Origin of the sequence: Nitratireductor aquimarinus, assembly GCF_017255295.1 — a bacterium.
Lineage (GTDB): Bacteria > Pseudomonadota > Alphaproteobacteria > Rhizobiales > Rhizobiaceae > Nitratireductor > Nitratireductor aquimarinus.
On sequence record NZ_JAFKDE010000005.1, the window covers coordinates 269790 to 293714 of the forward strand.

A 23925-nucleotide genomic window follows, 5' to 3' on the forward strand; every position below is an offset into this window, starting at 1 on the left:
CCACCTTGTCAGGACACCTGTCCGAAAGGCGCGGACAGCCCCCCTTTTCCATGGACAGGCGCACCCCGCCGCGCTACCCGTAGCAGCCATGAAAAAAGGCGATCATCTCTTCCTCGTTGACGGTTCGGGCTACATCTTTCGCGCCTATCACGCGCTGCCCCCGCTGACCCGCAAATCCGACGGCCTGCCGGTGGGCGCCGTCGCCGGCTTCTGCAACATGCTCTGGAAGCTTCTGCAGAATGCGCGCGACACGGAGGTGGGCGTCACCCCGACCCATTTCGCGGTCATCTTCGACCATTCCTCGAAGACGTTCCGCAACGATCTTTACCCGGAATACAAGGCCAACCGCTCGGAGCCGCCGGAGGATCTGGTGCCGCAGTTCGGTCTGATCCGCGAGGCGACGCAGGCCTTCGACCTGCCCTGCATCGAGCTGGCCGGCTTCGAGGCCGACGACCTGATCGCCACCTATGCGCGGCTCGCAAGCGAGGCCGGCGGCGACACCACGATCATCTCCTCCGACAAGGATCTGATGCAGCTCGTGACCGAAAACGTCTCGATGTACGATCCGATGAAGGACCGGGAAATCAACATTCCCGAAGTGATCGAGAAATGGGGCGTGCCGCCCGAGAAGATGATCGACCTGCAGGCGCTCACGGGCGATTCCGTCGACAATGTTCCCGGCGTGCCGGGCATCGGTCCCAAGACGGCGGCCCAGCTTCTGGAAGAATATGGTGATCTCGACACGCTTCTCTCCCGCGCCGAGGAGATCAAGCAGAAGAAACGCCGCGAGAACCTGATCGAATTCGCCGACAAGGCGCGCATTTCGCGCGAGCTGGTCAAGCTCAGGATCGATGTTCCGGTGGAGCACGCCATCGACACGTTCGAGCTCGCCCCGCCGGACGGACCGAAGCTGATCGGCTTCCTGAAAGCAATGGAGTTCACCACGCTGACGCGCCGTGTGGCCGAGGCCACCGGAGCCGAAGTGGCCGAGATCGAGGCCGCCCATGTGGAGGTCGAAGCCGGCGCGGACGCGCATGGCCCCGACCTCACGCCGGCCGAAGACACGGGCGATGCGGACACACCGTCGAAGCTCGCCAACAGGATCGCAGAAGCAGGCTCGGCACAGACCTTCGATCACGCCGGCTATGAATGCATCCGCGATCTCGACACGCTGAAGAAGTGGGTCGCGGAAGCCTATGAGGCGGGCATCCTCGCCTTCGACACCGAGACCACCTCGCTTGATCCGATGCAGGCGGAGCTGTGCGGCTTTTCGCTTGCGACCAAACCCGGCCGCGCAGCCTATGTGCCGATCGCGCACAAGAGCGGCAGTGGCGACCTTCTGGGCGGCGGGCTGATCGAGAACCAGCTTTCGCAGGAAGAGGCGCTGGAGGCGATCCGCGCCATGATGGCCGATCCCGCCGTTCTCAAGATCGGGCAGAACCTTAAATATGACTGGCTGATCATGTATCGGCTTGGCGTGGAGATCGTCGGCTGCGACGACACCATGCTGATCTCCTATGTGCTCGATGCCGGAACCGGCAGCCACGGCACGGTGGGCCACGGCATGGACGCGCTTTCCGAGCGCTGGCTCGGCCACAAACCCATCCCCTACAAGGAACTGACCGGCACCGGCCGCAAGCAGATCACCTTCGACATGGTGGATCTGGAGCGCGCCACCGCCTATGCCGCCGAGGATGCCGACATCACGCTGCGGCTGTGGCAGGTGCTGAAGCCCCGGCTCGCCGCCGAAGGGCTGGTCTCCGTCTATGAGCGGCTCGAGCGCCCCATGATCCCGGTGATCGGCCGGATGGAGCATCGCGGCATTTCCGTCGACCGCCAGATCCTGTCGCGCATGTCGGGTGACTTCGCCCAGACGGCCGCCGGCATCGAAGACGAAATCTACACGCTGGCCGGCGAGCGCTTCACCATCGGCTCGCCCAAGCAGCTTGGCGAAATCCTGTTCGGCAAGATGGGTCTGCCGGGCGGCAGCAAGACCAAGACCGGCCAGTGGTCGACCTCGGCGCAGGTGCTGGAGGACCTGGCTGGCGCAGGGCACGAACTGCCGCGCAAGATCGTCGACTGGCGGCAGGTGACGAAGCTCAAATCCACCTACACGGATGCGCTGCCGGGTTACATCAATCCCGAGACGAAGCGCGTTCACACCTCCTACGCCCTCGCCTCCACGACGACGGGCCGCCTCTCCTCCTCCGAGCCGAACCTGCAGAACATCCCGGTTCGCACGCCGGAAGGCCGCAAGATCCGCACCGCCTTCGTGGCGCCGGAAGGCGCAAAGCTGATCTCTGCCGACTACAGCCAGATCGAGCTTCGCGTGCTTGCCCATGTGGCCGACATTGCGGAACTGAAGAAGGCGTTTGCCGACGGGCTCGACATTCACGCCATGACGGCGTCGGAAATGTTCGACGTGCCGGTGGAAGGCATGCCATCGGAGGTGCGCCGGCGCGCCAAGGCGATCAATTTCGGCATCATCTACGGCATCTCCGCCTTCGGTCTCGCCAACCAGCTCGCCATTCCGCGCGAGGAAGCCAGCGCCTATATCAAGCGCTATTTCGAGCGCTTCCCCGGCATCAAGGACTACATGGACGCCACCAAGGCCAAGGCCAAGGAACTCGGCTATGTCGAGACGATCTTTGGCCGCCGGGCACACTACCCGGAGATCCGCTCGTCCAATCCGCAATTGCGCGCCTTCAACGAGCGCGCCGCGATCAACGCGCCGATCCAGGGTTCGGCGGCGGACATCATCCGCCGCGCCATGGTGCGCATGGATGAAGCGCTTGCGGACGCCGGATTCGGCGAGGTGAAAATGCTTTTGCAGGTGCATGACGAACTGATCTTCGAAGCGCCCGAAAGCAAGGTCGACGCGGTCATCCCGCTGATCTGCGACGTGATGGAAAACGCCGCCCTGCCGGCCCGCTCCCTCTCTGTCCCGCTTCAGGTTGAAGCGCGCGCCGCCGACAACTGGAACGAGGCGCACTGACGCCATGACTGTCTTCGGGCTCGATCTGACCGTTGTCGCTTCATTCGCTCTGGCATCGACGCTGATCGAGCTTACGCCCGGACCGAACATGGCCTATCTGGCCCTTATCTCCGCCTCGGAAGGCCGCCGCCCCGGCTTCGCGACGGTTGCCGGCGTGGCGCTCGGGCTCAGCATTGTCGGCATCATTGCCGCGCTCGGCGTGGCGCAGGTCATTCAGGCCTCCGACCTGCTCTATGAGGGGCTGCGCTGGGCGGGTGTGCTCTTCCTGCTCTTTCTGGCCTGGGATGGCTGGCGCGATGGCGGCGACGTCTCTGCGGCAGGAGACAAGCCAGACGGCGCGCATTTCATGCGCGGTCTCGTGACAAATCTGCTCAATCCCAAGGCGGCGGTTTTCTACATCGCCGTTTTACCGACCTTCGTGGACCCCACGCAGCCACTGACGCCGCAGACCATTCTCCTCACCTCGATCTATGTGGGCGTGGCGACACTGATCCACGGCATGATCGTGGTGCTGGCAAGCACGCTACAGCCATTTCTGACCGACGCCCGGCGCGAGCGGATCGCACGGCGCACACTCTCCGCCCTTCTCGCACTCGTCGCGCTCTGGTTCGGCTGGTCAACGGCGCGCTAGAACACCGTGCCTCAATCTGGGCAGGGAGCCGCCCCTGCGAAGCGGCTGAACTTCCTTTTCAGGTGAGTGTTACGCGCGTCAAAAAATGCCGACTCTGCCATTTTCAAAAATTGTGTTAACTTTAGGCAATGATCGCAGTCGATAAGCCAGCCAATGGTTTGTGGCGACAGATCGTTTCCTTGTGAGTCTTGGTTGGCTGATTGGCTTGTCTGAGTTCCGCGATCAACGCGGACAATCAAGAAACCATGGCGGGAAAACCATGACAGCCAAGACACCAAGCGAACTCCGCGACCATATTCGCGGAGATGTCATCACCCAATCCGACAACAGCTACGATGAGGCCCGCAAGGTCCACAACGGAATGATCGACAAACGGCCCGCCGTCATCGTGCGGGCAGCCAATGCCGGCGACGTGATGACTACAGTCCACTATGCCCGCGACAACGGGCACGAACTTTCTGTGCGCGGCGGCGGGCACAGCGGTCCCGGCTTCGGCACCAATGACGGAGGCGTCGTTATCGACCTGTCGCATATGCGCAGCGTCCGGGTCGATCCGGGCGCCAAGACGGTTCGCGCCGAGGGAGGTACTACGTGGGGTGATTTCAATTCGGCCACCCATGCCTTTGGTCTCGCCACTACGGGCGGGATCATCTCCACAACCGGCATTGCCGGGCTCACGCTAGGCGGAGGGATCGGGTACCTCTCCCGTGGTCATGGCCTGTCGCTCGACAACCTGATTTCGGCAGATGTCGTGACGGCTGACGGAAAGATGCTGATCGCAAGTGAAGACAGGAATACCGACCTCTTCTGGGCCATCCGCGGCGGCGGCGGAAATTTCGGCATTTGCACCTCGCTCGAATACAAGCTCCAGCCGGTCGAAACGGTCTATTGGGGCCCGATGTTCTTCGAGATCGAAGAAACCGAAACGATCTTCAGGTTTTATCGGGACTACATCAAGACCGCGCCGCGCGAGATGGGCGCCTTTCCGGCCTTCCAGATCGCGCCGCCACTGCCATTCATCCCGGAAGACCGCCACGGCGACATGTTCTGTGCCATCGTCGCCTGCTGGTCAGGGGATCCGTCCGAGGGCGAAAAACAGTTCAAGGCGTTCCACGACATTGCCGAGGTCAAGGCCGAACATGTCGGGCCGGTGCCGTACCCGGCAATCAACGCGGCTTTCGATGGCCTTTTCCCGACGGGCATCCGACAATACTGGAAGGGCAACTTCGTCAAGGAGCTCACCGACGAAGCGATCGCGGCGCATGTCCAGCACGGACCGAACGCACCGACGGTCAGTTCCACCATGCATCTTTATCCGATCAACGGCGCGTGTCAGGACGTGGATTCTGATGCCACAGCCTTTGGGCACAGAGACGCCAACTTCTCGATGGTGGTTCTGGCCGCATCCGACGACCCGGCCGATGACGCGGCCCATACAAAATGGGTGCGAGACTATTCGGATGCGGTGGCGCCGTATTCCGAACCAGGCGGCTATATCAACTTCATGGATGAAGACGATGCCGGGCGCGCGCAGGAGAACTTCGGTGGCAATTACGACAGGCTCCTGAAACTCAAGCGCCGATATGACCCGGACAACCTGTTCCACATAAACCAGAACATCGCGCCATAGGCCGACGTTCCCAAGTGTAGATATCGCCCACCCAGGCGACCGGTTTTCGGCCTGCGGGACAGGCCAAATCTCTTTACACAAGAAGGGAGGAAGACCCCATGATGATCGCGCGTTGGACCTGCGAAGCTAAATTTGGAATGAAATCGGAAGCGCTGGCGCTTCACAAAGAATGGGCCGAGCAGATCGGCTCGCAAACGGATATTGATATGTCGAAAAGCCGCGTGATAACCGGTTCGATCGGCGCCAAGGAGGCCGTTATTCAGGACGAGTTCGAGATTTCTAATCTCGCTGAGCTTGATAATTTTTTCGACAAGATCGGATCGATCAAGATGCATGCCGACTGGGGCAAGAAGATGGGCGAAGTGATCGTTTCGGGCTCGACATATTGGGAAGTGTTCCGCGTCGTCGAGTAGTTTGTCCAATTGGCGTCCGCATCGCTGCCGTTCGTTCACGTCGCGGCGAATGCCCGGTTCCCGGTCAACGAACGGCGGCTTTCAAGGCAAGGGCAAGCGCTGGTGAATGACCAATTTGCGCGGCGCGAAGCGGGCGATTTCCGTTCATGCCAGCGCAGGGCGGGAAGTCGCCGTTTCTTACTTGTTGCAGATTTATGAAGCATATCCGAACCCCAAGGTTCTGCTGGACCAAGGGGTTCGGCTTATTCTTTTACCATACGCCCGCATTCAGGTTAGGGGCTGGGCTGCGGAGGTGGGGGGTTTCTGTATGGAAGGGGCCAGAACCGGCTCTCACCATAATTCGTAGCGCAGACCAACGCGGATCTCATGCGTGGCAAGATCGCTGTCGTGGCCCTGCACGCCTGTCGCACCGGCTGCCGCCGTCGCAGCATCCCAGGCGAACATGTTGCCGCCATCGACATGACGATAGCGGTAGCCGAGGTCCACCTTCATGTTGTTGGAGAAGTCATAGGACATACCGGCCATGAGCGCGTAGGTGAAGCGCCAGTCCGACTCGCCCGAATGCCTGGACGTGCCCGCAAAGCTGGTGCCGCCGCAGCCGCCACCCACACAGTAGGCACTGTTGGCGAGTTCATCCCAGCGCATATAGGTGTAGCCGATGCCCGCGCCCACATAGGGTGTGAAGCCCACATAGGTGCCGAGGTCCACATAGGCGTTTAACAGCGCGGAATACCCGGTGACTTCCGAACCGTCCTCGGAACGACAGGTCGTTCCAGCAGGAGCGCCCGGACAGGGAACCGAACTCGAGGTCGTGCCGTTGAAACCGGCAGTAAAGCGATCAAGCGTCGCGTCGGCGCGGAACCAGTCGGTGAAGGAATAACCAAAACCCAGACCGAAGCTGAAATCTTTCGAGAGGGAGACGCTGTCGAATGCGGCGGAACCGTAGTTCACGCCATCGAAGGTGCGATAGGTAAAGGGGTCCTTGGCGCTGGTTTTCAGCGAATAGCCAATGTCGCCGCGCAGGTACCAGCCGCTGCCAATCTCCACCGGCACCACGTCAGGCACTTCTTCAATAATGATCGGTGGGTCATAGTCAGCGGCCTGCACTGCGCCGATGGAAACCAGCGTCAGAGAAACCGAAGAGACAAGCAGACGGGTGATAGTGCTCATAATCCGAACTCCGCGAGACGCGACGGATTAAGGGTGCCCCCGCCGCTTTATCTCCCCATAATTAACCATTCGGGTTAAGCGGCAGTTAAGGCTAACGCATGGTTATCGCAGGCGTTTACGATAACGACTGCGCAAAAGAAAACCGCCCGGCATTTGGGCCGGGCGGTTTAGAAAAATGCAGACTGTCTTACGCGTAGGTCTTACTTGTAGACCGGCGGCTCGAAGGGCGGCGGATCATAGGTGACCACCTGAGGCGCGGCGCAGTTGGTGTTGCCACCGAACTGATAGCGCAGACCCGCGCGGGCCTCGTGAACGTTGAAGCCCTTGTCGAAGCCCGGAGCAACGCCCGAAGCATACTCAAACATGCGACCGCCGTTCACCCGCGTGAAGCGATAGCCCATGTCGAGGTTCAGATTCTCGGTAAGGCAGTAGGAAGCACCGGCCATCAGCGAGTAGGCGAAGCGCCAGTTGCTGGAACCCTCGTGAACCGTCGTGCCATCGGGCGTGGTGTTCGTCAGGTCGTCCCACTTGATGTGAGCGCCACCGATACCCGCACCGACATAAGGCGTGACGCCGTGATAGGTGCCAAGGTCGATATACGCGTTGGCCATCAGCAGCCAGGCGCTGTAGGCCGACGTATCCGTGGAAACGCAAGGCACACCGCCCGAGCACGTACCCGACGTGGAGCCGGTGAAATCCGACTTGAACCAGTAGTCCGCCGTCAGATCAGCGCGAAGGTAGCGATTGATCTGGTAACCGACACCGGCGCCCAGCGACATGGCGCCCTTCAGGTCCGTCGTGTCGAAGGACGCCGTTCCTCCGCGAAGGCCACCGGCCCCCGGACCATAGGTGATGTATTCGGTGCCGCGCAGCTTCGACCAGTGATAGTCGACATCGCCGCGAATATACCATCCGCCAAATTCCGGTGCGGCGGGCTCGATGATCGGCGGCAGTGGTTCGGGCGCTTCGATGATCGGCGGTTCATAGAGATCGGCGGCATAGCCTGCGGTCGGAGCAAAAAGCAGCAAGGCCGCCCCGAAGACCTTCGTAGACTTCAACATATGTTCCCATCCTTGGCGTTGCCGCGCCCCCCTGGGCACACCGGCAAATTGCAACTCGACGGGAGTATTCGACCAAAAAAGTTAAATACGACTTAACCTTAAGCCTTAACCACGACGTGAATACACGCCTGACGCGCAAAGGCGCAAAACCAAAGCCAAAAATACAAAAAGCCGGCACGAATGCCGGCTTTTCAGAATGCTTTTTCGACAGTGCCCGTCAGGGCCTGGCTCAGGCGGCGCTCTTTGAATCCGCGATCGCGCCAATCACGTCATCGACCACGCTTTCCACGAGTGCGGGATCATCGGCCTCGGCCATCACGCGGATCAGCGGTTCGGTGCCGGAGGGACGGATCACGAGACGGCCCTTGTCACCCAGGCGGGCCTCTGCGTCGGCGATAGCCGATTTGACCGGCGCAGCCTCCAGCGGCTTGCCGCCGCTGATGCGCACATTCTTGAGCAGCTGCGGCACCGGCTCGAACTGTTTGCACACTTCACTGGCCGGGCGATCCTCGCGCTTGATGCAGGCCAGAACCTGCAGGGCGGCCACCAGCCCGTCACCCGTGGTCGTGAAGTCGGACAGGACCACATGGCCCGACTGCTCGCCGCCGATGTTCAGACCGTCGGCGCGCATGCGCTCGACCACATAACGGTCGCCCACCTTCACGCGGTAAAGGTCGAGCTTCAGGTCGTGCATGAAGCGCTCGAGACCGAGATTGGACATGATCGTCGCAACAACGCCGCCGCCCTGGAGCTTGCCGGCCTTGTGCCAGAACTGCGCGATCAACGCCATGATCTGGTCGCCATCGATCACCGTGCCGTTCTCATCGACGATCACAACGCGGTCGGCGTCACCATCAAGCGCGATGCCGATATCGGCGCGCACTTCGTGCACCTTTTTGGCGAGCCCCAGCGGATGGGTGGAACCGCAATCATCGTTGATGTTGACGCCATTCGGCTCGTCATTGATCGCGATAACCTCTGCGCCAAGCTCCCAGAGAACTGCGGGCGCCACCTTGTAGGCAGCGCCATTGGCGCAGTCGAGAACAATGCGCAGACCCGAAAGCGACATGGAGCGCGGCAGCGTCCGTTTGGCGAACTCGATATAGCGGTCATGCACGCCATCGACGCGCGTCGCGCGGCCCAGCGCGCCATTATCGGCCAGCGCCAGCTCGACTTCCTTGTCGAGCATGGCCTCGATGCGGCCCTCGATCTTGTCGGAGAGCTTGTAGCCGTCCGGGCCGAACAGCTTGATGCCGTTATCGTAATAGGGATTGTGCGACGCGGAGATCATCACGCCGATATCGGCGCGCAGCGAGCGCACGAGCATGGCGACAGCCGGCGTCGGTATCGGGCCGAGCAGGAAAACATCCATTCCCGCCGCGCAGAAACCGGAAACCAGCGCGTTCTCGATCATGTAGCCGGAAAGCCGCGTATCCTTGCCAAGAACGACGCGATGACGGTGGCTGCCATTCTTGAATGCCAGGCCAGCCGCCATGCCCACCTTCATGGCAATCTCGCCGGTCATCGGAAAACGATTGGCGCGCCCACGGATACCGTCCGTGCCAAAATACTTCTTTGCCATTTTTTCCTTACTGCCCCTACGGCGCACTTTGTCTGGTTTGCGTGTCAAAGCGGCGTCCCTCACTCACTTTTTGCCACAGGAGCAACACTCGTTCGCATCAAATTCTGTGAGCCAGTGTAACGCTTTGCCAATAAACGTCTGCTTGCGAATTATGATTAACAACACGTTAAAAGGCACATAAATACTCGTGATTTCGCCTTTTGCGCGATTTTGGTAACATTATCAAGAAACCAAAAACGCCGTGAAACTGAGTTCACGGCGTTTTCATTTGTTACGGCAATTGGCGTTTTGAGATCTACCTAGCCCTGCGGCTGAGGTTCCATACCGCCTTCCGGTTCGTCGCCATCCTTCTTCTGGCCCTGGGAGCGCGTACCGGTTTTCGGCACGGCGGAGCCGCGGGAAGGGGGCGTGTCGTCACCGGCATCGCGCGAGGGTTTCTCACCACGCAGCAGCGCCTTGATCTCATCACCCGACAGGGTCTCATATTCGAGCAGGCCTTCGGCAATGGCGATCCAGCCATCGTTCTTCGTGGTCAGGATCTCACGCGCCGTCGCATAGGCCTCATCGATCAGACGGCGAACTTCGCTATCGATCTTCTGCTGCGTTTCCTGCGACATGTTCTGCTGGCGTGCAACGGAATGGCCGAGGAAGACCTCTTCCTGGTTCTCTCCGTAAGCCACCTGGCCAAGCTCGTCCGAGAAGCCCCACTGGGTCACCATGGCGCGGGCAAGCTTGGTGGCCTGCTCAATGTCGGAAGACGCGCCGGAGGTGATGTTCTCCTTGCCGAACTTCAGTTCTTCGGCAACGCGGCCGCCCATCATGATGGCGAGGCGCGACACCATCCACTTGTAGCTCATCGAGTAGCGGTCGCCCTCGGGAAGCTGCATGACCATGCCCAGTGCACGGCCGCGCGGAATGATGGTCGCCTTGTGGAGCGGATCTGCCTTCGGCACGTGGAGCGCGACCATGGCGTGGCCGGCCTCGTGATAGGCGGTCAGTTCCTTCTCTTCCTGGGTCATGGCGTGCGAGCGGCGCTCGGCGCCCATCATGACCTTGTCCTTCGCGTCCTCGAATTCCTGCATGGTGACGAGACGCTTGTTGCGGCGCGCCGCCATGAGGGCAGCCTCGTTGACGAGGTTGGCGAGGTCCGCACCGGAGAAGCCCGGCGTGCCACGCGCGACGACCTTGAGGTCGACATTCGGCGCCATCGGCACGTTGCGCACATGCACTTTCAGGATCTTCTCGCGGCCAGCCACATCCGGGTTCGGCACCACGACCTGACGGTCGAAACGGCCGGGACGCAGAAGCGCGGGGTCGAGAACGTCCGGACGGTTGGTCGCGGCGATCAGGATGATGCCTTCATTGGCCTCGAAGCCGTCCATCTCGACCAGAAGCTGGTTCAGCGTCTGCTCGCGCTCGTCATTGCCGCCGCCGAGACCGGCGCCGCGATGACGGCCAACCGCATCGATTTCGTCGATGAAGATGATGCAGGGCGCGTTCTTCTTGGCCTGCTCGAACATGTCGCGCACGCGGGAAGCGCCGACACCAACGAACATTTCAACGAAGTCAGAACCGGAAATCGTGAAGAAGGGCACATTCGCTTCACCGGCCACGGAGCGGGCCAGAAGCGTCTTACCGGTTCCGGGAGGGCCAACGAGCAGCACGCCGCGCGGGATCTTGCCGCCCAGCCGCTGGAATTTCTGCGGATCGCGCAGGAATTCAACGATCTCCTCGAGATCCTCCTTGGCTTCGTCGACACCCGCCACGTCCTGGAAGGTCACGCGGCCATGCGCCTCGGTAAGCAGCTTGGCCTTGGACTTGCCAAATCCCATGGCGCGACCGGAGCCCGACTGCATCTGGCGCATGAAGAAAATCCACACGCCGAGAATCAGGATCATCGGCAGCCAAGAGATCAGGTAGCCAAGGAAGGAGTTGGAGCTGTCGGTTTCAGGCCGGGCGTTGATCGTGACACCGCGATCCTCCAGACGCTGCACCAGCGACGGATCGCCGGGGGAATAGGTCTGGAAGGTCGTGCCATTGCCGGTATAGGTGCCGGTAATCCGCTCGCCGGTGATCGTCACCGACTCGACGCTGCCCGAAGAAAGCTCCTCAAGAAACTGCGAATACGCGATGTCGCGCGTCGCGCCGCGCTGCTGCGGCGCCTGGAACAGGTTGAAGAGCGCAATCAGCAAGACGGCGATGATCGCCCAGAGCGCAAAGTTTCTGTAATTCGGATTCATATAAGTCCCGCAAACTCGCCGGTTGCCGGCGATCGTCCGTTTTTCGTGGTCTGAAATAACATAGGGAGCCAGTGCTTTCTTGCCAAGCCAAGCCACGGCATCAGCTCGCCTTTAGGTTAAGCCTCTTCGCTGAATGTGGTCCGCTGATGGCGACGCGATAACAGTTTTGGCACCGGTCAGCCGGATCAGCGCCTGCGCCAGCACCATATCGAAGGAGGGAAGAAGATGCGCCCATGGGGCGGGAACCCGCAAACCGCCATCCTTCATGCGGTTTCGCGCGGGGCCCAGGCAGGTTTCCCCCTCCCAGAACGCCGGTTCGGCAAATTGCGCAGCAAATAGAACGTCCTGAGGGGTCACAGACGCCGTTTCCGGCAGGCAGTCGCGCGCCAGAACGCCAAACGGCGCGATCATCACCCCGGCATCCGCGCCAAGACGGTAGCGCCCATCCCACAGGAGCGGCTGGGCCGCACGGTCCATGGCCGGCAGATTGCGCCGCTCGCGATGCAGATAAAGACCACTTGAACGAAGGTCTAAGACCGCCCGCGACAATGTGGCGCAAAAACCGTCACGCAACCGCAGCAGGACGCGTGCGGAGGGCTCGATTGCCGGCAATTGCGCAGCGCCACCGGCCATCGCCGCCAGAACGCGCAGCGCGTAGAGCAGCGCCGGTTCATCATCCGCGTCCAGAAACCCGGTTTCGGCGCGATAAAGCCCCGGCGCAACGCAGCGCCAATGCGCATCGATCAGACGTGCCGCCCGCGCGCCCAGCGCCATGCGCTCGGCCGCCGCATCCGCCGCCTCGTGAACCAGTTTTCGGGCGGTTTCCGCATCAAGCGCCTTGCGCACACGCACACGCTCATAAGCCGTATTGTCATTGGTCGGATCGTCGATCCAGCGCAGGTCGCGCGAAACGAGATAGTCGCGCAGCGCCGCACGGTGAAGCCCCAGAAGGGGGCGGGCAAACCAGACTGAACCATCGTGAAGCGTGGCGGGCGCAATGCCGGCGCCGCCGCGCCCCGCGCCACGGTCGGCGCGCATCGAAACGGTCTCGGCCTGATCGTCCTGGGTGTGACCGGTGAAAATCAGGCCAGCGCCCGCATCATGGGCGGCCTGCGCCAAAAGATCGAGCCGCGCCGTGCGGGCAGAAGCCGAAACGCCCGTCGCCGGCTTTTCGCCGCGCCAGACCATTGTTTTGTGCGCAATGCCGTGGCTCCGGCACTGGGCAGCGACAAAGCGCGCCTCATCTGCCGATTCCGGCCGCAGGGCATGATCGACCGTCACGGCTGTCAAAGCCGGCGCATCAGCCTGCGTGTCGAGAAAATCCTTGAGAAGAAAGAGAAGGGCGAGAGAATCGCCACCGCCGGAAACTGCCGCAATCACGCTGCTCTGTTTGGCAAATGCGTAATCGCCGAAAAGCGCTCCGGGATCAGGAAGAACCACCGGGTTCAGCAACCCGCAAGGGCCTTTTCCTGTTTGACACGCTCACGCAGCGCGCTGGAAATGTCGGGGTATTTCTGGCCGATTTCATTGTAGGTAACACAGGCCACATCGCGCTGGTTCATCGCTGCCAGCGAGATACCGAGCTTCAAGAGCATGTCGGGGGCCTTGTCCGCACTGGGGTAGTCGCGGCTGGCGCGCAGAAAGATCTCTGCGGCATCGCGGTAGCGATCCTGACCGAGCAGAGATTCACCAAGCCAGAAATGAGCGTCGGAGGTGCGCGCATCGCCCGGGAAGCGCTCGATGTGCTGACGGAAACCGGCTTCCGCCGTCTTGTAGTCGCCCGACAGGATGAATTCGTAGGAGTTTCTGTAAAGCTCGTCGGGATTGTCGGCCGAAGGCAGCGCCGCCACCTGATCGTTTTGGCCCAGACCGTTTTGACCGACACCGTTTTGACCGGCGCCGTTCTGGCCAATGGGGCCAAGCTGGCCGATTTCGCCCGCCTGGGTCAGATCAACAGGCTCGCCGACCTCGCCACCGATGATGTTGCCATTCTGGTCGAACCGCACGCTGCCGAGCGACCGTGGCGGCGCGCCGACGGTTGGCGCGTCCCGCGACGCGCTCTGTGTACCGTCAGCGGCGCCACCGGGCAGGGGGGCCTGCTCGGTTCTCTGATCGGGCATTCCGCCAGCCGGCGCAGCACCCGAGCCACCGTTCTTTTCCAGCTCCTGGAAGCGGAACTCATTGTCCTGCTGCATGCGGCGCATTTGATCCTGCATCTGCAGAATCTGGAAGTTCAGCTCTTCCACGCGCCCATTGAGCTGCCGAAGCTGCTCTTCCAGAGCGCCAACGCGCGGATCGCCAGCCTGGGCAAGAATGACATGCCCGGAGTTCCGTTCAGCCGAGCCCATTTCGGGCATTGTCGCGGGACCGAAAGCAAACGCCGACCCCGCCATGAGAAATGGCAGCGCAAGAACGCCGCCCACAACCGTTCGCAAAAACATTCCAATCTCGCTTTCGCAATAGATAACGGGGCTGTTCACTGCCCCATTTGCTCTTTATCAGGGCGTGAGACTTCGGCCAAATTTTGATTTCAGCCATCCGTTGCTCGACAGCATGGCGCTTTTCGCCCTCGTAAGCGGACGCAGAAACCGCTATATGGCGCCTCAAAGGACAAGGAATGGCACGCATTTATCAAACACGCGCATGGGAAAGCCAGCTTTCGCCGTCGCTCCAGGAAATGGAGCTTCTGGCGCTAGAATCCTATGCGAACTTCCCGGAAGAGTTCCGCAAGCTGACCGGTGAGATCATCATTCAGGTCGCTGAGTTTCCGACGGAAGAGATCATGGACGATCTGGCGCTGGAAACGCCGTTCGATCTGCTTGGCCTGTTTGAGGGGCGCGGCATTGCCGAACGCTGGAACCCGGCCACGGGGGAAGGCCCCAACCGCATCACGCTTTATCGACGCGCGATCCTTGATTACTGGGCCGAGAACGAAGAGACGCTGGGCGACATCATCAACCACGTCCTCATCCACGAAGTGGGCCACCATTTCGGTCTTTCCGACGACGATATGGCGCGCATCGAAGAATCCGTGGCCTGACCACCCCAGCCGCAGATCACGCGGATCAATAGTCCCCGAGCTTCATGTCCGGGGTGTATTCAAGCCCGTCGATTTCCTTGCAGACCGCCTGACCGCAGCGCATCGTTTTGGTCTCCGCGTCATAGGCATAGGTGGGCGAGCCCTGCAGGACCCACCCCTTGTTGAGCGCCGCCGTCACCTTGTGGCAGAAGCTGGAATCGTCCGGACCGGTCAAAAAACGATAGAGCCTCATGGGGCCGTCTCCCTGTTGTCTTTCTCTCTGATCGCATCGGCGCGCGCCAGCAATGTCTGCGCCATTTCCAGATGCAGGCGCTCCACCATGCGTCCATTGAGCGAAATCACGCCGCGCCCGGCGTTCTTCGGATCAGCAAAGGCCGTGACAATGGCCTCGGCTTCGGTGATCGCCTCGGAAGAGGGCGCGAAAACCGCATTGGCCGGCCCGATCTGCGCGGGATGGATGAGCGTCTTGCCATCGACCCCCATGGAGCGCGCCTCAAGGCAGCTTGCCTCGAACGCCTCCAGATCGCGGAAATCATTGGAGACGCCATCAAGCACAGACAGGCCACCGGCCCGCGCGGCCATGACAAGCTGGAACAGGAAGGGCGACAGGTAGCGCCGGTCAGCGGTCAGCTCGATGCCGGTTTCCTTGGCCAGGTCGTTCGTGCCGGCAACAAGGCAGGAGAGACGCGCCGCCGGATCGCGCCCGAGCTCTGCGATGGGCCCGAGATTGAGAACGCCGCGCGGCGTCTCGATCATCGCCCAGAGCTTCAGGCTGCGCGGCGCATCGGTCTCGTCCAGCATCGCGTCCACATCGAGAATGTCGCGTGGCCGGTCGACCTTGGGCAGAAGAATGGCGTCGGGCCGCATGGCGCGGGCTGCCAGAAAGTCTTCCGTGCCCCAGATGCTCGAAAGCGCATTGATGCGCACGACGATCTCGCAGCGCGGCCGGTCACCACCGTTCAGGAAGTCCCGCAGCCGCTCGCGCGCCGCCAGTTTTTCCTCCGGCCCCACCGCGTCTTCAAGATCGTAGATCACCACGTCGCAGGCCAGAGACGTGCTTTTAAGCAGCGCCTTTTCATTGCTGGCGGGCGCGTAGAGAACGGAACGGCGAAGGCGTGCGGGATGGTGCTGCATGCCCGTTTCATGGCCCAGTACCGCATCCGAAGCAAGAGAGCTTTGCTTTGCGGAGCCGGCTTGTGTATGGAGGTGCGGCAGATAAAATGGCCGCTCAGACAACGGACCAGGATTTATGGACAAGTTCACCAAGCTGACGGGCGTCGCCGCGCCCATGCCGATCGTCAATGTCGACACCGACATGATCATCCCCAAGGATTATCTGAAGACGATCAAGCGCACCGGTCTCGGCGCCGGACTTTTCGCCGAAATGCGCTTCAACGAAGATGGTTCCGAGAACCCGGACTTCGTGCTCAACAAGCCTGCCTACCGGAATGCCAGCATTCTCGTTGCCGGCGACAATTTCGGCTGCGGCTCGAGCCGTGAGCATGCCCCGTGGGCGCTGCTCGATTTCGGCATTCGCTGCGTGATTTCCACCAGCTTCGCCGACATCTTCTACAGCAACTGCTTCAAGAACGGCATCCTGCCCATCAAGGTGAGCCAGGAAGAGCTGGACATGCTGATGGACGACGCCCAGCGCGGCTCCAACGCAACGCTGACGGTCGACCTGGAAACGCAGGAAATCCACGGCCCCGACGGCGGCGTGGTGAAGTTCGAGATCGACGCCTTCAAGCGGCACTGCCTGCTGAACGGCCTCGACGACATCGGCCTCACCATGGAGAAGGCTCCGGCCATCGAGACCTTCGAGAACAAGTACACGGAAAGCCATCCGTGGGCGTAAGCCGGGATGATAGAGGCGGCCAGCGCCGCCTCATCTCCACGGGGTCTCCCTTCGAAAAAACCGCAGGCTACAGCCGCGCGGTCGTTGACGGAGACTGGTGCTTCGTTTCCGGCACCACGGGCTATGACTATGCAAGCATGGCCATGCCCGACAGTGTGGAAGAGCAGACACGCAACTGCCTTTCCACCATTCGCGCAGCGCTGACCGAGGGCGGCTTCGAGCTCGCCGATGTGGTGCGCGCGCATTATTACGTGACCAGCCGCTCTTATGTGTCCCGTGTCTTTCCGATCCTCGGAGAAGCCTTCGGCGATATTCGACCCGCAGCGACGATGATTGTCTGCGAGCTGAACGAACCGGAGATGAAAATCGAGATCGAGGTGACCGCCCTCAAGCGCAACCGTACCGCTTCGTACGGCAGCAGCCTTGCGCAATCCGGCAGAGCGGATTAGCAAGTCCCTCGAATTACCAGTTCGAGAGGCATTCCATGGCAACGCGCAAACTCCTTCTTCTCCCCGGCGACGGCATCGGCCCAGAGGCAATGGCCGAGGTCAAAAAGCTCATCGACATGATGAACGCCGACTTCAATGCCGGTTTCGAGACCGAGGAAGGCCTCGTGGGCGGCTGCGCCTATGACGCGTGCGGCCAGTCGATCTCCGATGCCGACATGGACAAGGCCATGGCGGCGGACGCCGTTCTGTTCGGCGCGGTCGGCGGTCCCAAGTGGGACGGCGTTCCCTACGAGGTTCGTCCGGAAGCCGGCCTCCTGCGCCTGCGCAAGGAGATGGAGCTGTTCGCCAATCTGCGTCCGGCCATCTGCTACCCGGCGCTGGCCGCCACGTCCTCCCTCAAGCCGGAAGTCGTCGAGGGCCTCGACATCCTCATCCTGCGCGAGCTGACCGGCGGCGTTTATTTCGGCGAGCCCAAGGAGATCATCGATCTGGGCAATGGCCAGAAGCGCGGCATCGACACCCAGGTTTACGACACCTACGAGATCGAGCGCATTTCCGGCGTCGCTTTCGAGCTGGCGCGCACCCGGAGCAACAAGGTCTGCTCCATGGAAAAGCACAACGTCATGAAGTCGGGCGTGCTCTGGAAAGAGGTCGTCGCCAACACGCACAAGGCGAAGTATTCCGACGTCGAGCTGACGCACATGCTGGCCGACGCCGGCGGCATGCAGCTCGTGCGCTGGCCCAAGCAGTTCGACGTCATCGTCACCGACAATCTGTTCGGCGACATGCTGTCTGACGTTGCCGCCATGCTCACCGGTTCGCTTGGCATGCTGCCTTCGGCTTCGCTTGGCGCGCCGGACGAGAAGACCGGCTCGCGCAAGGCGCTTTACGAGCCCGTGCACGGTTCCGCACCGGACATCGCCGGCCAGGGCATCGCAAACCCGATCGCCATGATCGCTTCCTTCGCCATGTGCCTGCGCTACTCCTTCAACATGGTTGAAGAGGCGGACCGTCTGGAGAAGGCCATCGCTGCGGTTCTGGAAGACGGCCTGCGCACCCGTGACCTCATGTCTGAAGGCATGACCGAAGTCGGCACCACCGCCATGGGCGACGCCATTGTCGCCAAGTACAAGGCGCTCGCCTGATCGTCTGTGCCCGTCACGGCCCCATGAAGGCCGGGCCACAAATGCCGAACGGGCCGCTCAGGCCCGTTCATTTACGCTATTGCGTTGACTTGCGACCGATTCAGCGTAAAACAACGCCCGGAAACGGAGACCCCTTTGCCATGCGCGCGCATCACGAAGCGCCATTTGCACAAAGTTTTTTGAACGCAGCCGGGAACGGCAGCGTCGGTCTCTGCTTTACCAAAACGACAGCCAAAACGACGACCAAAACGGTCTGACACCTCGGCTGCTCGTTCTCTCCCCGGGCCTAGCCGGGGAGAAGGTGCCTGCTGGCTGCAGGCCTTCAAATCAAAGCCAAGCGGAGAGAGACAGGAGTTAAAAACCACATGGGTTTCAAGATAGCTGTCGCCGGCGCCACGGGGAATGTCGGCCGCGAAATGCTCAATATCCTCGAAGAGCGCGGCTTCCCGGCAGACGAGATTGTCCCGCTTGCTTCACGCCGTTCGGTCGGCACCGAGGTTTCCTACGGCGACAAGACGCTGAAGGTTAAGGCACTCGAGTCCTACGACTTTTCCGACACCGATATCTGCCTGATGTCGGCCGGCGGTTCGATCTCCAAGGAGTATTCTCCGAAGATCGGAAAGCAGGGCTGCGTCGTGATCGACAATTCGTCGGCCTGGCGCTACGACCAGGACGTGCCGCTGATCGTTCCTGAAGTGAACCCCGAAGCGATCGAGGGTTTCACCAAGAAGAACATCATCGCCAATCCGAACTGCTCCACGGCGCAGCTCGTGGTCGCGCTGAAGCCTCTCCATGAGGCAGCGACGATCAAGCGCGTGGTCGTCTCCACCTACCAGTCGGTTTCCGGCGCGGGCAAGGAAGGCATGGACGAGCTGTTCGAGCAGACGCGCGCCGTTTTCGTCGCCGATCCGATCTCGACCAACAAGTTCACCAAGCGCATCGCCTTCAACTGCATTCCCCATATCGACGTCTTCATGGAAGACGGCTTTACCAAGGAAGAGTGGAAGATGGTCGCCGAGACCAAGAAGATGCTCGACCCGAAGATCAAGCTCACGGCCACCTGCGTGCGCGTGCCCGTGTTCATCGGTCATGCGGAAGCCGTGAACCTGGAGTTCGAGAAGCCGATCACGGCCGACGAGGCGCGCGAGATCCTGCGCGAAGCGCCGGGCTGCCAGGTCATCGACAAGCGCGAGGACGGCGGCTACGTGACGCCTTACGAGAGCGCCGGCGAAGACGCCACCTATATCAGCCGCCTGCGTGAAGACCCGACGGTCGACAATGGTCTGGCTCTGTGGGTCGTCGCCGACAATCTGCGCAAGGGCGCTGCCCTCAACACGGTTCAGATCGCCGAGCTTCTCGTGGCGCGCGGCCTGATCCAGCCGAAGAAGGAAGCTGCCTGATCTCAGGCGGGTTCTTTGATGGAAGAACGAGAAAAGCGGGCCTTTGGGTCCGCTTTTTCTTTTGCGCCGTGGTTGTTCGTCAGGCTGGCGCTCGCCCCTCATCCGCCTGCCGGCACCTTCTCCCCGCACACGGGGAGAAGGAAGATGGCCGCAACGTGGATGCCTCCCTCTCCCCGCGAGCGGGGAGAGGGTAAGGGTAAGGGTAAGGGGCGAGCGCCATCACGGATAGCGTCACACCACATCCCAAACAAAAATGGCGGGCCTCTCGACCCGCCATTGTCAATTCCCGGGCCAACAGAGCCCAGAGGATGCAAAGCTTACTCGCTTGCAGCCTCTTCAGCCGGAGCCTCGGCAGCAGCAGCTGCTTCAGCTGCGGCAGCCTTTGCCTCTTCCTCAGCCTGCTTGGCAGCGTCGATGCGCTCCTGCGCCTTCTTGCCCGGCAGACCCTTCTTCGGGTTGCTGCGCTCGTCGCGCTTTGCAATGCCGGCCTGGTCGAGGAAGCGCAGAACACGGTCGGTCGGCAGTGCGCCGTTCTCGATCCAGTACTTGATGCGCTCTTCGTTCAGAACGACGCGCTCGCCGTCCTTGGCCAGCATCGGGTTCCAGGAGCCGACCTTCTCGATGAAGCGGCCGTCGCGCGGGCTGCGCACGTCGGCGATGACGACGTGGTAGTAAGGGCGCTTCTTGGAGCCCGCACGGGCCAGACGAATTTTCAGTGCCATGGGATGTTCCTTTCGATAATGGCGTTCAAGCCGGCAGGGCGTGCCGGAATCTCAGGCGCGGTTTACCGCGCAGTTCAGTCGGAGACATGGGTTCGGCACCCAGTCTCCTTGCAACGGCCTGTGAGGCCAGATTGTCCGGATGGACGAAGCTCATAAGCGGCGGCAATTTCAGGTCTTCGGCTGCCCAGACCTGTACGCGGCGTGCTGCCTCCACCGCATAACCCTTGCCCTCGAAGCCCTCATAGAGGCTCCAGGCAAGCTCCGGCTCATCAATCGCCGGCGGATGCCAGAGACCAACGAAACCAGCAACAGCATCGGCGTCTTTCGGCTGCACGGCGAACATGCCGTAGCCATTGAGCGCCCATGCGCCGACCATGGACGAGAAAGCGGTCCATGCCTGGAAGGCGTCCTTCGGTCCGCCGGTATGCAGCGTGCGCTTCGCATCCGCGCAAAAGGCTGCATAAGCGGGAAAGTCTTCCCGCTGCCAGCCGCGCAGGATGAGGCGCTCGCTTTCGAGAACCGGCGTCATCTTCAGGCGTCCCCGTTCCTGGCCGCGCCATTGCCGTGCTCTTCGGCAATGGCCTCGTGGTGACGGATCACCTCGTGAATGATGAAGTTCAGGAACTTCTCGGCGAAATCCGGGTCAAGATTTGCATCGTCGGCAAGACGGCGCAGGCGCGCAATCTGGCGCTCCTCGCGCGCAGGATCAGCCGGCGGCAGATCGTGAACGGCCTTGAGATGCCCAACGGCCTTCGTGCAGCGGAAACGCTCCGCCAGCATGTGCACCAGCGCCGCATCAATGTTGTCGATGGAAGCACGAAGCTCAAGAAGCTTCGCCATCGCTGCATCCGTATTGCCGCTCATCCCGTCCCCCTACTTTTTCTTCGGCAGACCGGGCAGCCCGCCGGGCAGACCCGGCAAACCACCACCCGGCATTCCCGGAAGGCCCTTGGGCAAACCACCCTTGGGAAGACCGCCAGCACCGCCGAGCCCTGCGGCCTCGGCCTGCTTCTGCAGTGCCTCGAGCTGCTTCGGGTCCATCTTGGAAAGATCCGGCATGCCGCCTCCAAGGCCACCTGGCATCCCGCCAAGGCCCATCTTCTGCGCCATGCCGCCCATGAGGCCGCGCATCATGCCGCCTTTGCGGCCCTTGCCGCCCATGGCCTTCATCATGTCGCCCATCTGGCGGTGCATCTTCAGGAGCTTGTTGATCTGCGCCGAGTCCGTACCGGAGCCCGCCGCGATGCGCTTCTTGCGGCTGTGCTTGAGCAGCTCCGGATTGGCGCGCTCCTTCGGCGTCATCGACTGGATGATGGCGATCTGGCGACCGAACATCTTGTCGTCGAGGCCGGCGGCAGCCATCTGGTCCTTCATCTTGCCCATGCCCGGCATCATGCCCATGATGCCGCCCATGCCACCCATGTTCTGCATCTGGCGCAGCTGATCGGCGAGGTCGTTCAGGTCGAACTTGCCGGCCTGCATCTTCTTGGCCATCGCCGCGGCTTTTTCCGCATCGATGGTTTCGGCAGCCTTCTCGACCAGCGAAACGATATCGCCCATGCCCAGAATGCGGTCGGCGATGCGCTTGGGATAGAACTCCTCGAGCGCGTCCATCTTTTCGCCAACGCCGATCAGCTTGATCGGCTTGCCGGTGACAGCGCGCATGGAGAGCGCCGCACCGCCACGCCCGTCACCGTCCATACGGGTCAGAACGAGGCCGGTAATGCCGACGCGGTCGTTGAAGTTGTTGGCGAGATTGACGGCGTCCTGACCGGTGAGCGAGTCGGCCACGAGCAGGATCTCGTGCGGGTTCGACGCGCTCTTGATGTCCGACATCTCGACCATCAGCGGCTCGTCGATATGCGTACGGCCTGCCGTATCGAGGATCACCACATCGTGGCCGCCGAGGCGGGCCGCCTGCGTGGCGCGCTTGGCGATCTCGACCGGCGTCTGGCCGGCAATGATCGGCAGCGTTGCAACACCGGTCTGCTCGCCGATCTGCTTGAGCTGTTCCTGGGCGGCGGGGCGGCGCGTATCCAGCGACGCCATCAGCACCTTCTTGCCCTGCTTCTCGGTCAGGCGCTTGGCGATCTTGCCGGTCGTGGTGGTCTTACCAGAGCCCTGCAGACCGACCATCATGATGACAACGGGCGCCGGCGCGTTGAGATCAATCGTCTCGCCTTCCGTGCCGAGCATCTCGATGAGCTCGTCATGGACAATCTTGACGACCATCTGGCCGGGCTTGATCGATTTGAGGACTTCGGCGCCGACAGCCTTTTCGCGCACACGGTCAGTGAAGGAACGCACCACGTCGAGCGCCACATCGGCCTCGATCAGCGCACGACGGACCTCGCGCAGCGCGGCAGCGACATCCGCCTCCGACAGCGCACCGCGACCGGTCAGGCCGTTCAGGATGGAACCAAGGCGTTCCTGAAGCGATTCAAACATCCGCGTTCCTCATTTCTCGCATCGATTGCTTGTGCTGCGAGAGGTAATGCATCCGCGCCCGGGCTTCAAATGCCAAGCAAAGCCGAAAAGCACCCGGGGGCGCATCGCGCTGCCGGGTGTTGACCTCCAGGATCGTCACTTTCCGCTGAAAGGCGCCCTGGTCGGCTGCTCGGAGTTGTCACTCGTCGCGGAAATTCCGGGCCTGTAGACAGGAAAACGCGCCAAGAGTCAAGAAGTGCGCGTGTCAGGAACGCAGCGCCGCCCGCAATTTCATGCGGGCGACGGAAAGCCGGTCACAGCCGCCGCCTCTGAGCGGCGGACAGGCCACGCCGGTCCATCTCCGCCTCGCGCACATCCTTGCTGCACACACCCAGCATACGGGTGGGGACATCCTGGCACACGCTGGGATAAACACGCGCGACCACCCACATGAGACCCCATGTCGATGCCGTGCGAAGGCTGAAGTCTTCAGCATTGGTTTGGGTGGCTGTACCCGGCGGACAATCTGTACCCTGATCCTGGCACGCTGTCGGCACCATGTAGCTGCTCTCGCTGGCTGCAAGCCGCACACCACCATGGAAGTGCCGACCTGCCCAAACCGGGGATACAACACCAACGATAATGCCGCCCGTGACCAGCAGCCAGACAGCCGCCGTCACTGCAAAACCTGTCTGCTCTGTTCTCACTTGAGGCCTCCGGTTCCCGCCCTCTGGCGCCGTACGCTAGCGCATCGCCGTGATGTGCTGATCAGAGCCAGCCACGCACATATCCATTAGCCGGCTTGCATGATGCCGGCAGAAAGACCGCGAAACCCGCGCCAACGTCCACACAACAGCCTTGGATACCGTCCTGCGCACTCCGGCAGCGCTGCCGCGCTCAGGCTCGATACATGGCGATATGCGCGCCGAATGAACGCCTTCGCAAAAGCTCGCCACGCTTTCGTGTTTCCGAGGCACAACCTCTTCGCCTACAGGCTCAATGATGGCAGGCCCCGCATCTCCCTGCTGCTCGGCGGCCGCAGCCCCGTCAAATGCAAATACCGCATAGGCAAGCGCCGTCAGGGCAAACATCGTGCCCACATTTGATTTTGGGTCATACGTAAACATTTGAAATTCCCCTTATTATTAGTCGACTAATTATATAA

22 protein-coding genes are annotated in these 23925 nt (G+C 61.6%); 9 read left to right on the top strand and 13 right to left on the bottom strand.

Annotation, left to right across the window (positions count from 1 at the left end; all coding sequences use genetic code 11):
* Positions 1-88 precede the first annotated feature (88 nt).
* The 4 genes from polA (at position 89) to JYP46_RS10560 (ending at position 5669) form a co-directional block, all read left to right on the top strand.
* On the top strand, positions 89-2995 hold the full coding sequence (gene polA / locus JYP46_RS10545; protein WP_113153579.1) for a DNA polymerase I: 2907 nt from the start codon (positions 89-91) through the stop codon (positions 2993-2995).
* A gap of 4 nt (positions 2996-2999) precedes the next feature.
* Positions 3000-3626 carry a LysE family translocator gene (locus tag JYP46_RS10550; protein ID WP_204360854.1) on the top strand — a complete coding sequence of 209 codons (627 nt, stop codon included), beginning with the start codon at positions 3000-3002 and terminating at the stop codon, positions 3624-3626.
* Positions 3627-3885: 259 nt separating this feature from the next.
* Positions 3886-5256, top strand: a complete 1371-nt coding sequence (locus tag JYP46_RS10555) for an FAD-binding oxidoreductase (RefSeq protein WP_206548062.1) — start codon at positions 3886-3888, stop codon at positions 5254-5256.
* A gap of 98 nt (positions 5257-5354) precedes the next feature.
* Positions 5355-5669 carry a hypothetical protein gene (locus JYP46_RS10560; RefSeq protein ID WP_113153581.1) on the top strand — a complete coding sequence of 105 codons (315 nt, stop codon included), beginning with the start codon at positions 5355-5357 and terminating at the stop codon, positions 5667-5669.
* A 330-nt stretch (positions 5670-5999) separates the two neighbouring features.
* Here JYP46_RS10560 and JYP46_RS10565 read toward each other — a convergent pair whose 3' ends face one another.
* The 6 genes from JYP46_RS10565 to ybgF form a co-directional block, all read right to left on the bottom strand.
* Positions 6000-6839, bottom strand: a complete 840-nt coding sequence (locus JYP46_RS10565; RefSeq protein WP_206548063.1) for an outer membrane protein — start codon at positions 6837-6839, stop codon at positions 6000-6002.
* 200 nt (positions 6840-7039) lie between these two features.
* Positions 7040-7900, bottom strand: coding sequence for an outer membrane protein (locus JYP46_RS10570; RefSeq protein WP_206548064.1), 861 nt, complete (start codon positions 7898-7900; stop codon positions 7040-7042).
* A gap of 229 nt (positions 7901-8129) precedes the next feature.
* Positions 8130-9482, bottom strand: coding sequence for a phosphoglucosamine mutase (glmM, locus tag JYP46_RS10575; RefSeq protein WP_206548065.1), 1353 nt, complete (start codon positions 9480-9482; stop codon positions 8130-8132).
* Between the two features lie 299 nt (positions 9483-9781).
* Positions 9782-11722: an ATP-dependent zinc metalloprotease FtsH gene (gene ftsH, locus JYP46_RS10580; protein WP_206545599.1), complete on the bottom strand. Its 1941-nt coding sequence runs from the start codon at positions 11720-11722 to the stop codon at positions 9782-9784.
* A 111-nt stretch (positions 11723-11833) separates the two neighbouring features.
* Positions 11834-13174, bottom strand: coding sequence for a tRNA lysidine(34) synthetase TilS (gene tilS / locus JYP46_RS10585; protein ID WP_206548066.1), 1341 nt, complete (start codon positions 13172-13174; stop codon positions 11834-11836).
* A complete protein-coding gene (ybgF, locus tag JYP46_RS10590; RefSeq protein WP_206545597.1) occupies positions 13168-14163 on the bottom strand; it encodes a tol-pal system protein YbgF in 996 nt (331 codons plus the stop codon). Before ybgF ends, tilS begins: the two co-directional genes overlap by 7 nt.
* A gap of 176 nt (positions 14164-14339) precedes the next feature.
* Here ybgF and JYP46_RS10595 point away from each other — a divergent pair, with 176 nt between their 5' ends.
* Entirely contained in the window at positions 14340-14762 is a 423-nt protein-coding gene (locus JYP46_RS10595) for a metallopeptidase family protein (RefSeq protein WP_113153588.1), read from the top strand.
* 25 nt (positions 14763-14787) lie between these two features.
* On the opposite strand, the gene JYP46_RS10600 is transcribed toward JYP46_RS10595, so the two are convergent.
* Both JYP46_RS10600 and JYP46_RS10605 read right to left on the bottom strand, forming a co-directional pair.
* A complete protein-coding gene (locus JYP46_RS10600) occupies positions 14788-14994 on the bottom strand; it encodes a DUF1737 domain-containing protein (RefSeq protein WP_206545596.1) in 207 nt (68 codons plus the stop codon).
* Positions 14991-15896: an HpcH/HpaI aldolase/citrate lyase family protein gene (locus JYP46_RS10605; RefSeq protein ID WP_206548067.1), complete on the bottom strand. Its 906-nt coding sequence runs from the start codon at positions 15894-15896 to the stop codon at positions 14991-14993. Before JYP46_RS10605 ends, JYP46_RS10600 begins: the two co-directional genes overlap by 4 nt.
* Positions 15897-16011: 115 nt before the next feature.
* Here JYP46_RS10605 and leuD point away from each other — a divergent pair, with 115 nt between their 5' ends.
* The 4 genes from leuD to JYP46_RS10625 all read left to right on the top strand — a co-directional run bounded on the left by leuD (position 16012) and on the right by JYP46_RS10625 (position 19611).
* Positions 16012-16617, top strand: coding sequence for a 3-isopropylmalate dehydratase small subunit (leuD, locus tag JYP46_RS10610; RefSeq protein WP_113153591.1), 606 nt, complete (start codon positions 16012-16014; stop codon positions 16615-16617).
* On the top strand, positions 16608-17066 hold the full coding sequence (locus JYP46_RS10615) for a RidA family protein (protein ID WP_206548068.1): 459 nt from the start codon (positions 16608-16610) through the stop codon (positions 17064-17066). The genes leuD and JYP46_RS10615 overlap by 10 nt, the downstream gene beginning before the upstream one ends.
* A gap of 35 nt (positions 17067-17101) precedes the next feature.
* A complete protein-coding gene (gene leuB, locus JYP46_RS10620) occupies positions 17102-18211 on the top strand; it encodes a 3-isopropylmalate dehydrogenase (protein ID WP_113153593.1) in 1110 nt (369 codons plus the stop codon).
* A 365-nt stretch (positions 18212-18576) separates the two neighbouring features.
* Positions 18577-19611 carry an aspartate-semialdehyde dehydrogenase gene (locus JYP46_RS10625; RefSeq protein WP_206545593.1) on the top strand — a complete coding sequence of 345 codons (1035 nt, stop codon included), beginning with the start codon at positions 18577-18579 and terminating at the stop codon, positions 19609-19611.
* A 317-nt stretch (positions 19612-19928) separates the two neighbouring features.
* Here the strand turns inward: JYP46_RS10625 and rpsP are convergent, their stop codons facing one another.
* From rpsP to JYP46_RS10650, 5 genes are all read right to left on the bottom strand, one after another.
* The gene (rpsP, locus tag JYP46_RS10630) at positions 19929-20333 is read right to left on the bottom strand and encodes a 30S ribosomal protein S16 (protein WP_113153595.1); all 405 of its coding nucleotides are present in this window, start codon (positions 20331-20333) and stop codon (positions 19929-19931) included.
* A gap of 25 nt (positions 20334-20358) precedes the next feature.
* On the bottom strand, positions 20359-20862 hold the full coding sequence (locus JYP46_RS10635; protein ID WP_206548069.1) for a GNAT family N-acetyltransferase: 504 nt from the start codon (positions 20860-20862) through the stop codon (positions 20359-20361).
* Positions 20863-20864: 2 nt separating this feature from the next.
* Positions 20865-21197 (bottom strand): chorismate mutase, encoded by a 333-nt coding sequence (locus JYP46_RS10640; protein ID WP_206545591.1) that lies wholly within the window; start codon positions 21195-21197, stop codon positions 20865-20867.
* Positions 21198-21206: 9 nt separating this feature from the next.
* Positions 21207-22781 carry a signal recognition particle protein gene (gene ffh, locus JYP46_RS10645; RefSeq protein WP_113153597.1) on the bottom strand — a complete coding sequence of 525 codons (1575 nt, stop codon included), beginning with the start codon at positions 22779-22781 and terminating at the stop codon, positions 21207-21209.
* A gap of 722 nt (positions 22782-23503) precedes the next feature.
* On the bottom strand, positions 23504-23887 hold the full coding sequence (locus JYP46_RS10650) for a hypothetical protein (protein ID WP_206548070.1): 384 nt from the start codon (positions 23885-23887) through the stop codon (positions 23504-23506).
* Between the last annotated feature and the right edge of the window lie 38 nt (positions 23888-23925).

Excerpts from the sequence above, each read along its gene's own strand:
- polA (WP_113153579.1), top strand. The coding sequence starts at position 89 with ATGAAAAAAGGCGATCATCTCTTCCTCGTTGACGGTTCGGGCTACATC.
- JYP46_RS10550 (WP_204360854.1), top strand. The coding sequence starts at position 3,000 with ATGACTGTCTTCGGGCTCGATCTGACCGTTGTCGCTTCATTCGCTCTG.
- JYP46_RS10555 (WP_206548062.1), top strand. The coding sequence starts at position 3,886 with ATGACAGCCAAGACACCAAGCGAACTCCGCGACCATATTCGCGGAGAT.
- JYP46_RS10560 (WP_113153581.1), top strand. The coding sequence starts at position 5,355 with ATGATGATCGCGCGTTGGACCTGCGAAGCTAAATTTGGAATGAAATCG.
- JYP46_RS10565 (WP_206548063.1), bottom strand. The coding sequence starts at position 6,839 with ATGAGCACTATCACCCGTCTGCTTGTCTCTTCGGTTTCTCTGACGCTG.
- JYP46_RS10570 (WP_206548064.1), bottom strand. The coding sequence starts at position 7,900 with ATGTTGAAGTCTACGAAGGTCTTCGGGGCGGCCTTGCTGCTTTTTGCT.
- glmM (WP_206548065.1), bottom strand. The coding sequence starts at position 9,482 with ATGGCAAAGAAGTATTTTGGCACGGACGGTATCCGTGGGCGCGCCAAT.
- ftsH (WP_206545599.1), bottom strand. The coding sequence starts at position 11,722 with ATGAATCCGAATTACAGAAACTTTGCGCTCTGGGCGATCATCGCCGTC.
- ybgF (WP_206545597.1), bottom strand. The coding sequence starts at position 14,163 with ATGTTTTTGCGAACGGTTGTGGGCGGCGTTCTTGCGCTGCCATTTCTC.
- JYP46_RS10595 (WP_113153588.1), top strand. The coding sequence starts at position 14,340 with ATGGCACGCATTTATCAAACACGCGCATGGGAAAGCCAGCTTTCGCCG.
- JYP46_RS10600 (WP_206545596.1), bottom strand. The coding sequence starts at position 14,994 with ATGAGGCTCTATCGTTTTTTGACCGGTCCGGACGATTCCAGCTTCTGC.
- JYP46_RS10605 (WP_206548067.1), bottom strand. The coding sequence starts at position 15,896 with ATGCAGCACCATCCCGCACGCCTTCGCCGTTCCGTTCTCTACGCGCCC.
- leuD (WP_113153591.1), top strand. The coding sequence starts at position 16,012 with ATGGACAAGTTCACCAAGCTGACGGGCGTCGCCGCGCCCATGCCGATC.
- leuB (WP_113153593.1), top strand. The coding sequence starts at position 17,102 with ATGGCAACGCGCAAACTCCTTCTTCTCCCCGGCGACGGCATCGGCCCA.
- JYP46_RS10625 (WP_206545593.1), top strand. The coding sequence starts at position 18,577 with ATGGGTTTCAAGATAGCTGTCGCCGGCGCCACGGGGAATGTCGGCCGC.
- rpsP (WP_113153595.1), bottom strand. The coding sequence starts at position 20,333 with ATGGCACTGAAAATTCGTCTGGCCCGTGCGGGCTCCAAGAAGCGCCCT.
- JYP46_RS10635 (WP_206548069.1), bottom strand. The coding sequence starts at position 20,862 with ATGACGCCGGTTCTCGAAAGCGAGCGCCTCATCCTGCGCGGCTGGCAG.
- JYP46_RS10640 (WP_206545591.1), bottom strand. The coding sequence starts at position 21,197 with ATGAGCGGCAATACGGATGCAGCGATGGCGAAGCTTCTTGAGCTTCGT.
- ffh (WP_113153597.1), bottom strand. The coding sequence starts at position 22,781 with ATGTTTGAATCGCTTCAGGAACGCCTTGGTTCCATCCTGAACGGCCTG.
- JYP46_RS10650 (WP_206548070.1), bottom strand. The coding sequence starts at position 23,887 with ATGTTTACGTATGACCCAAAATCAAATGTGGGCACGATGTTTGCCCTG.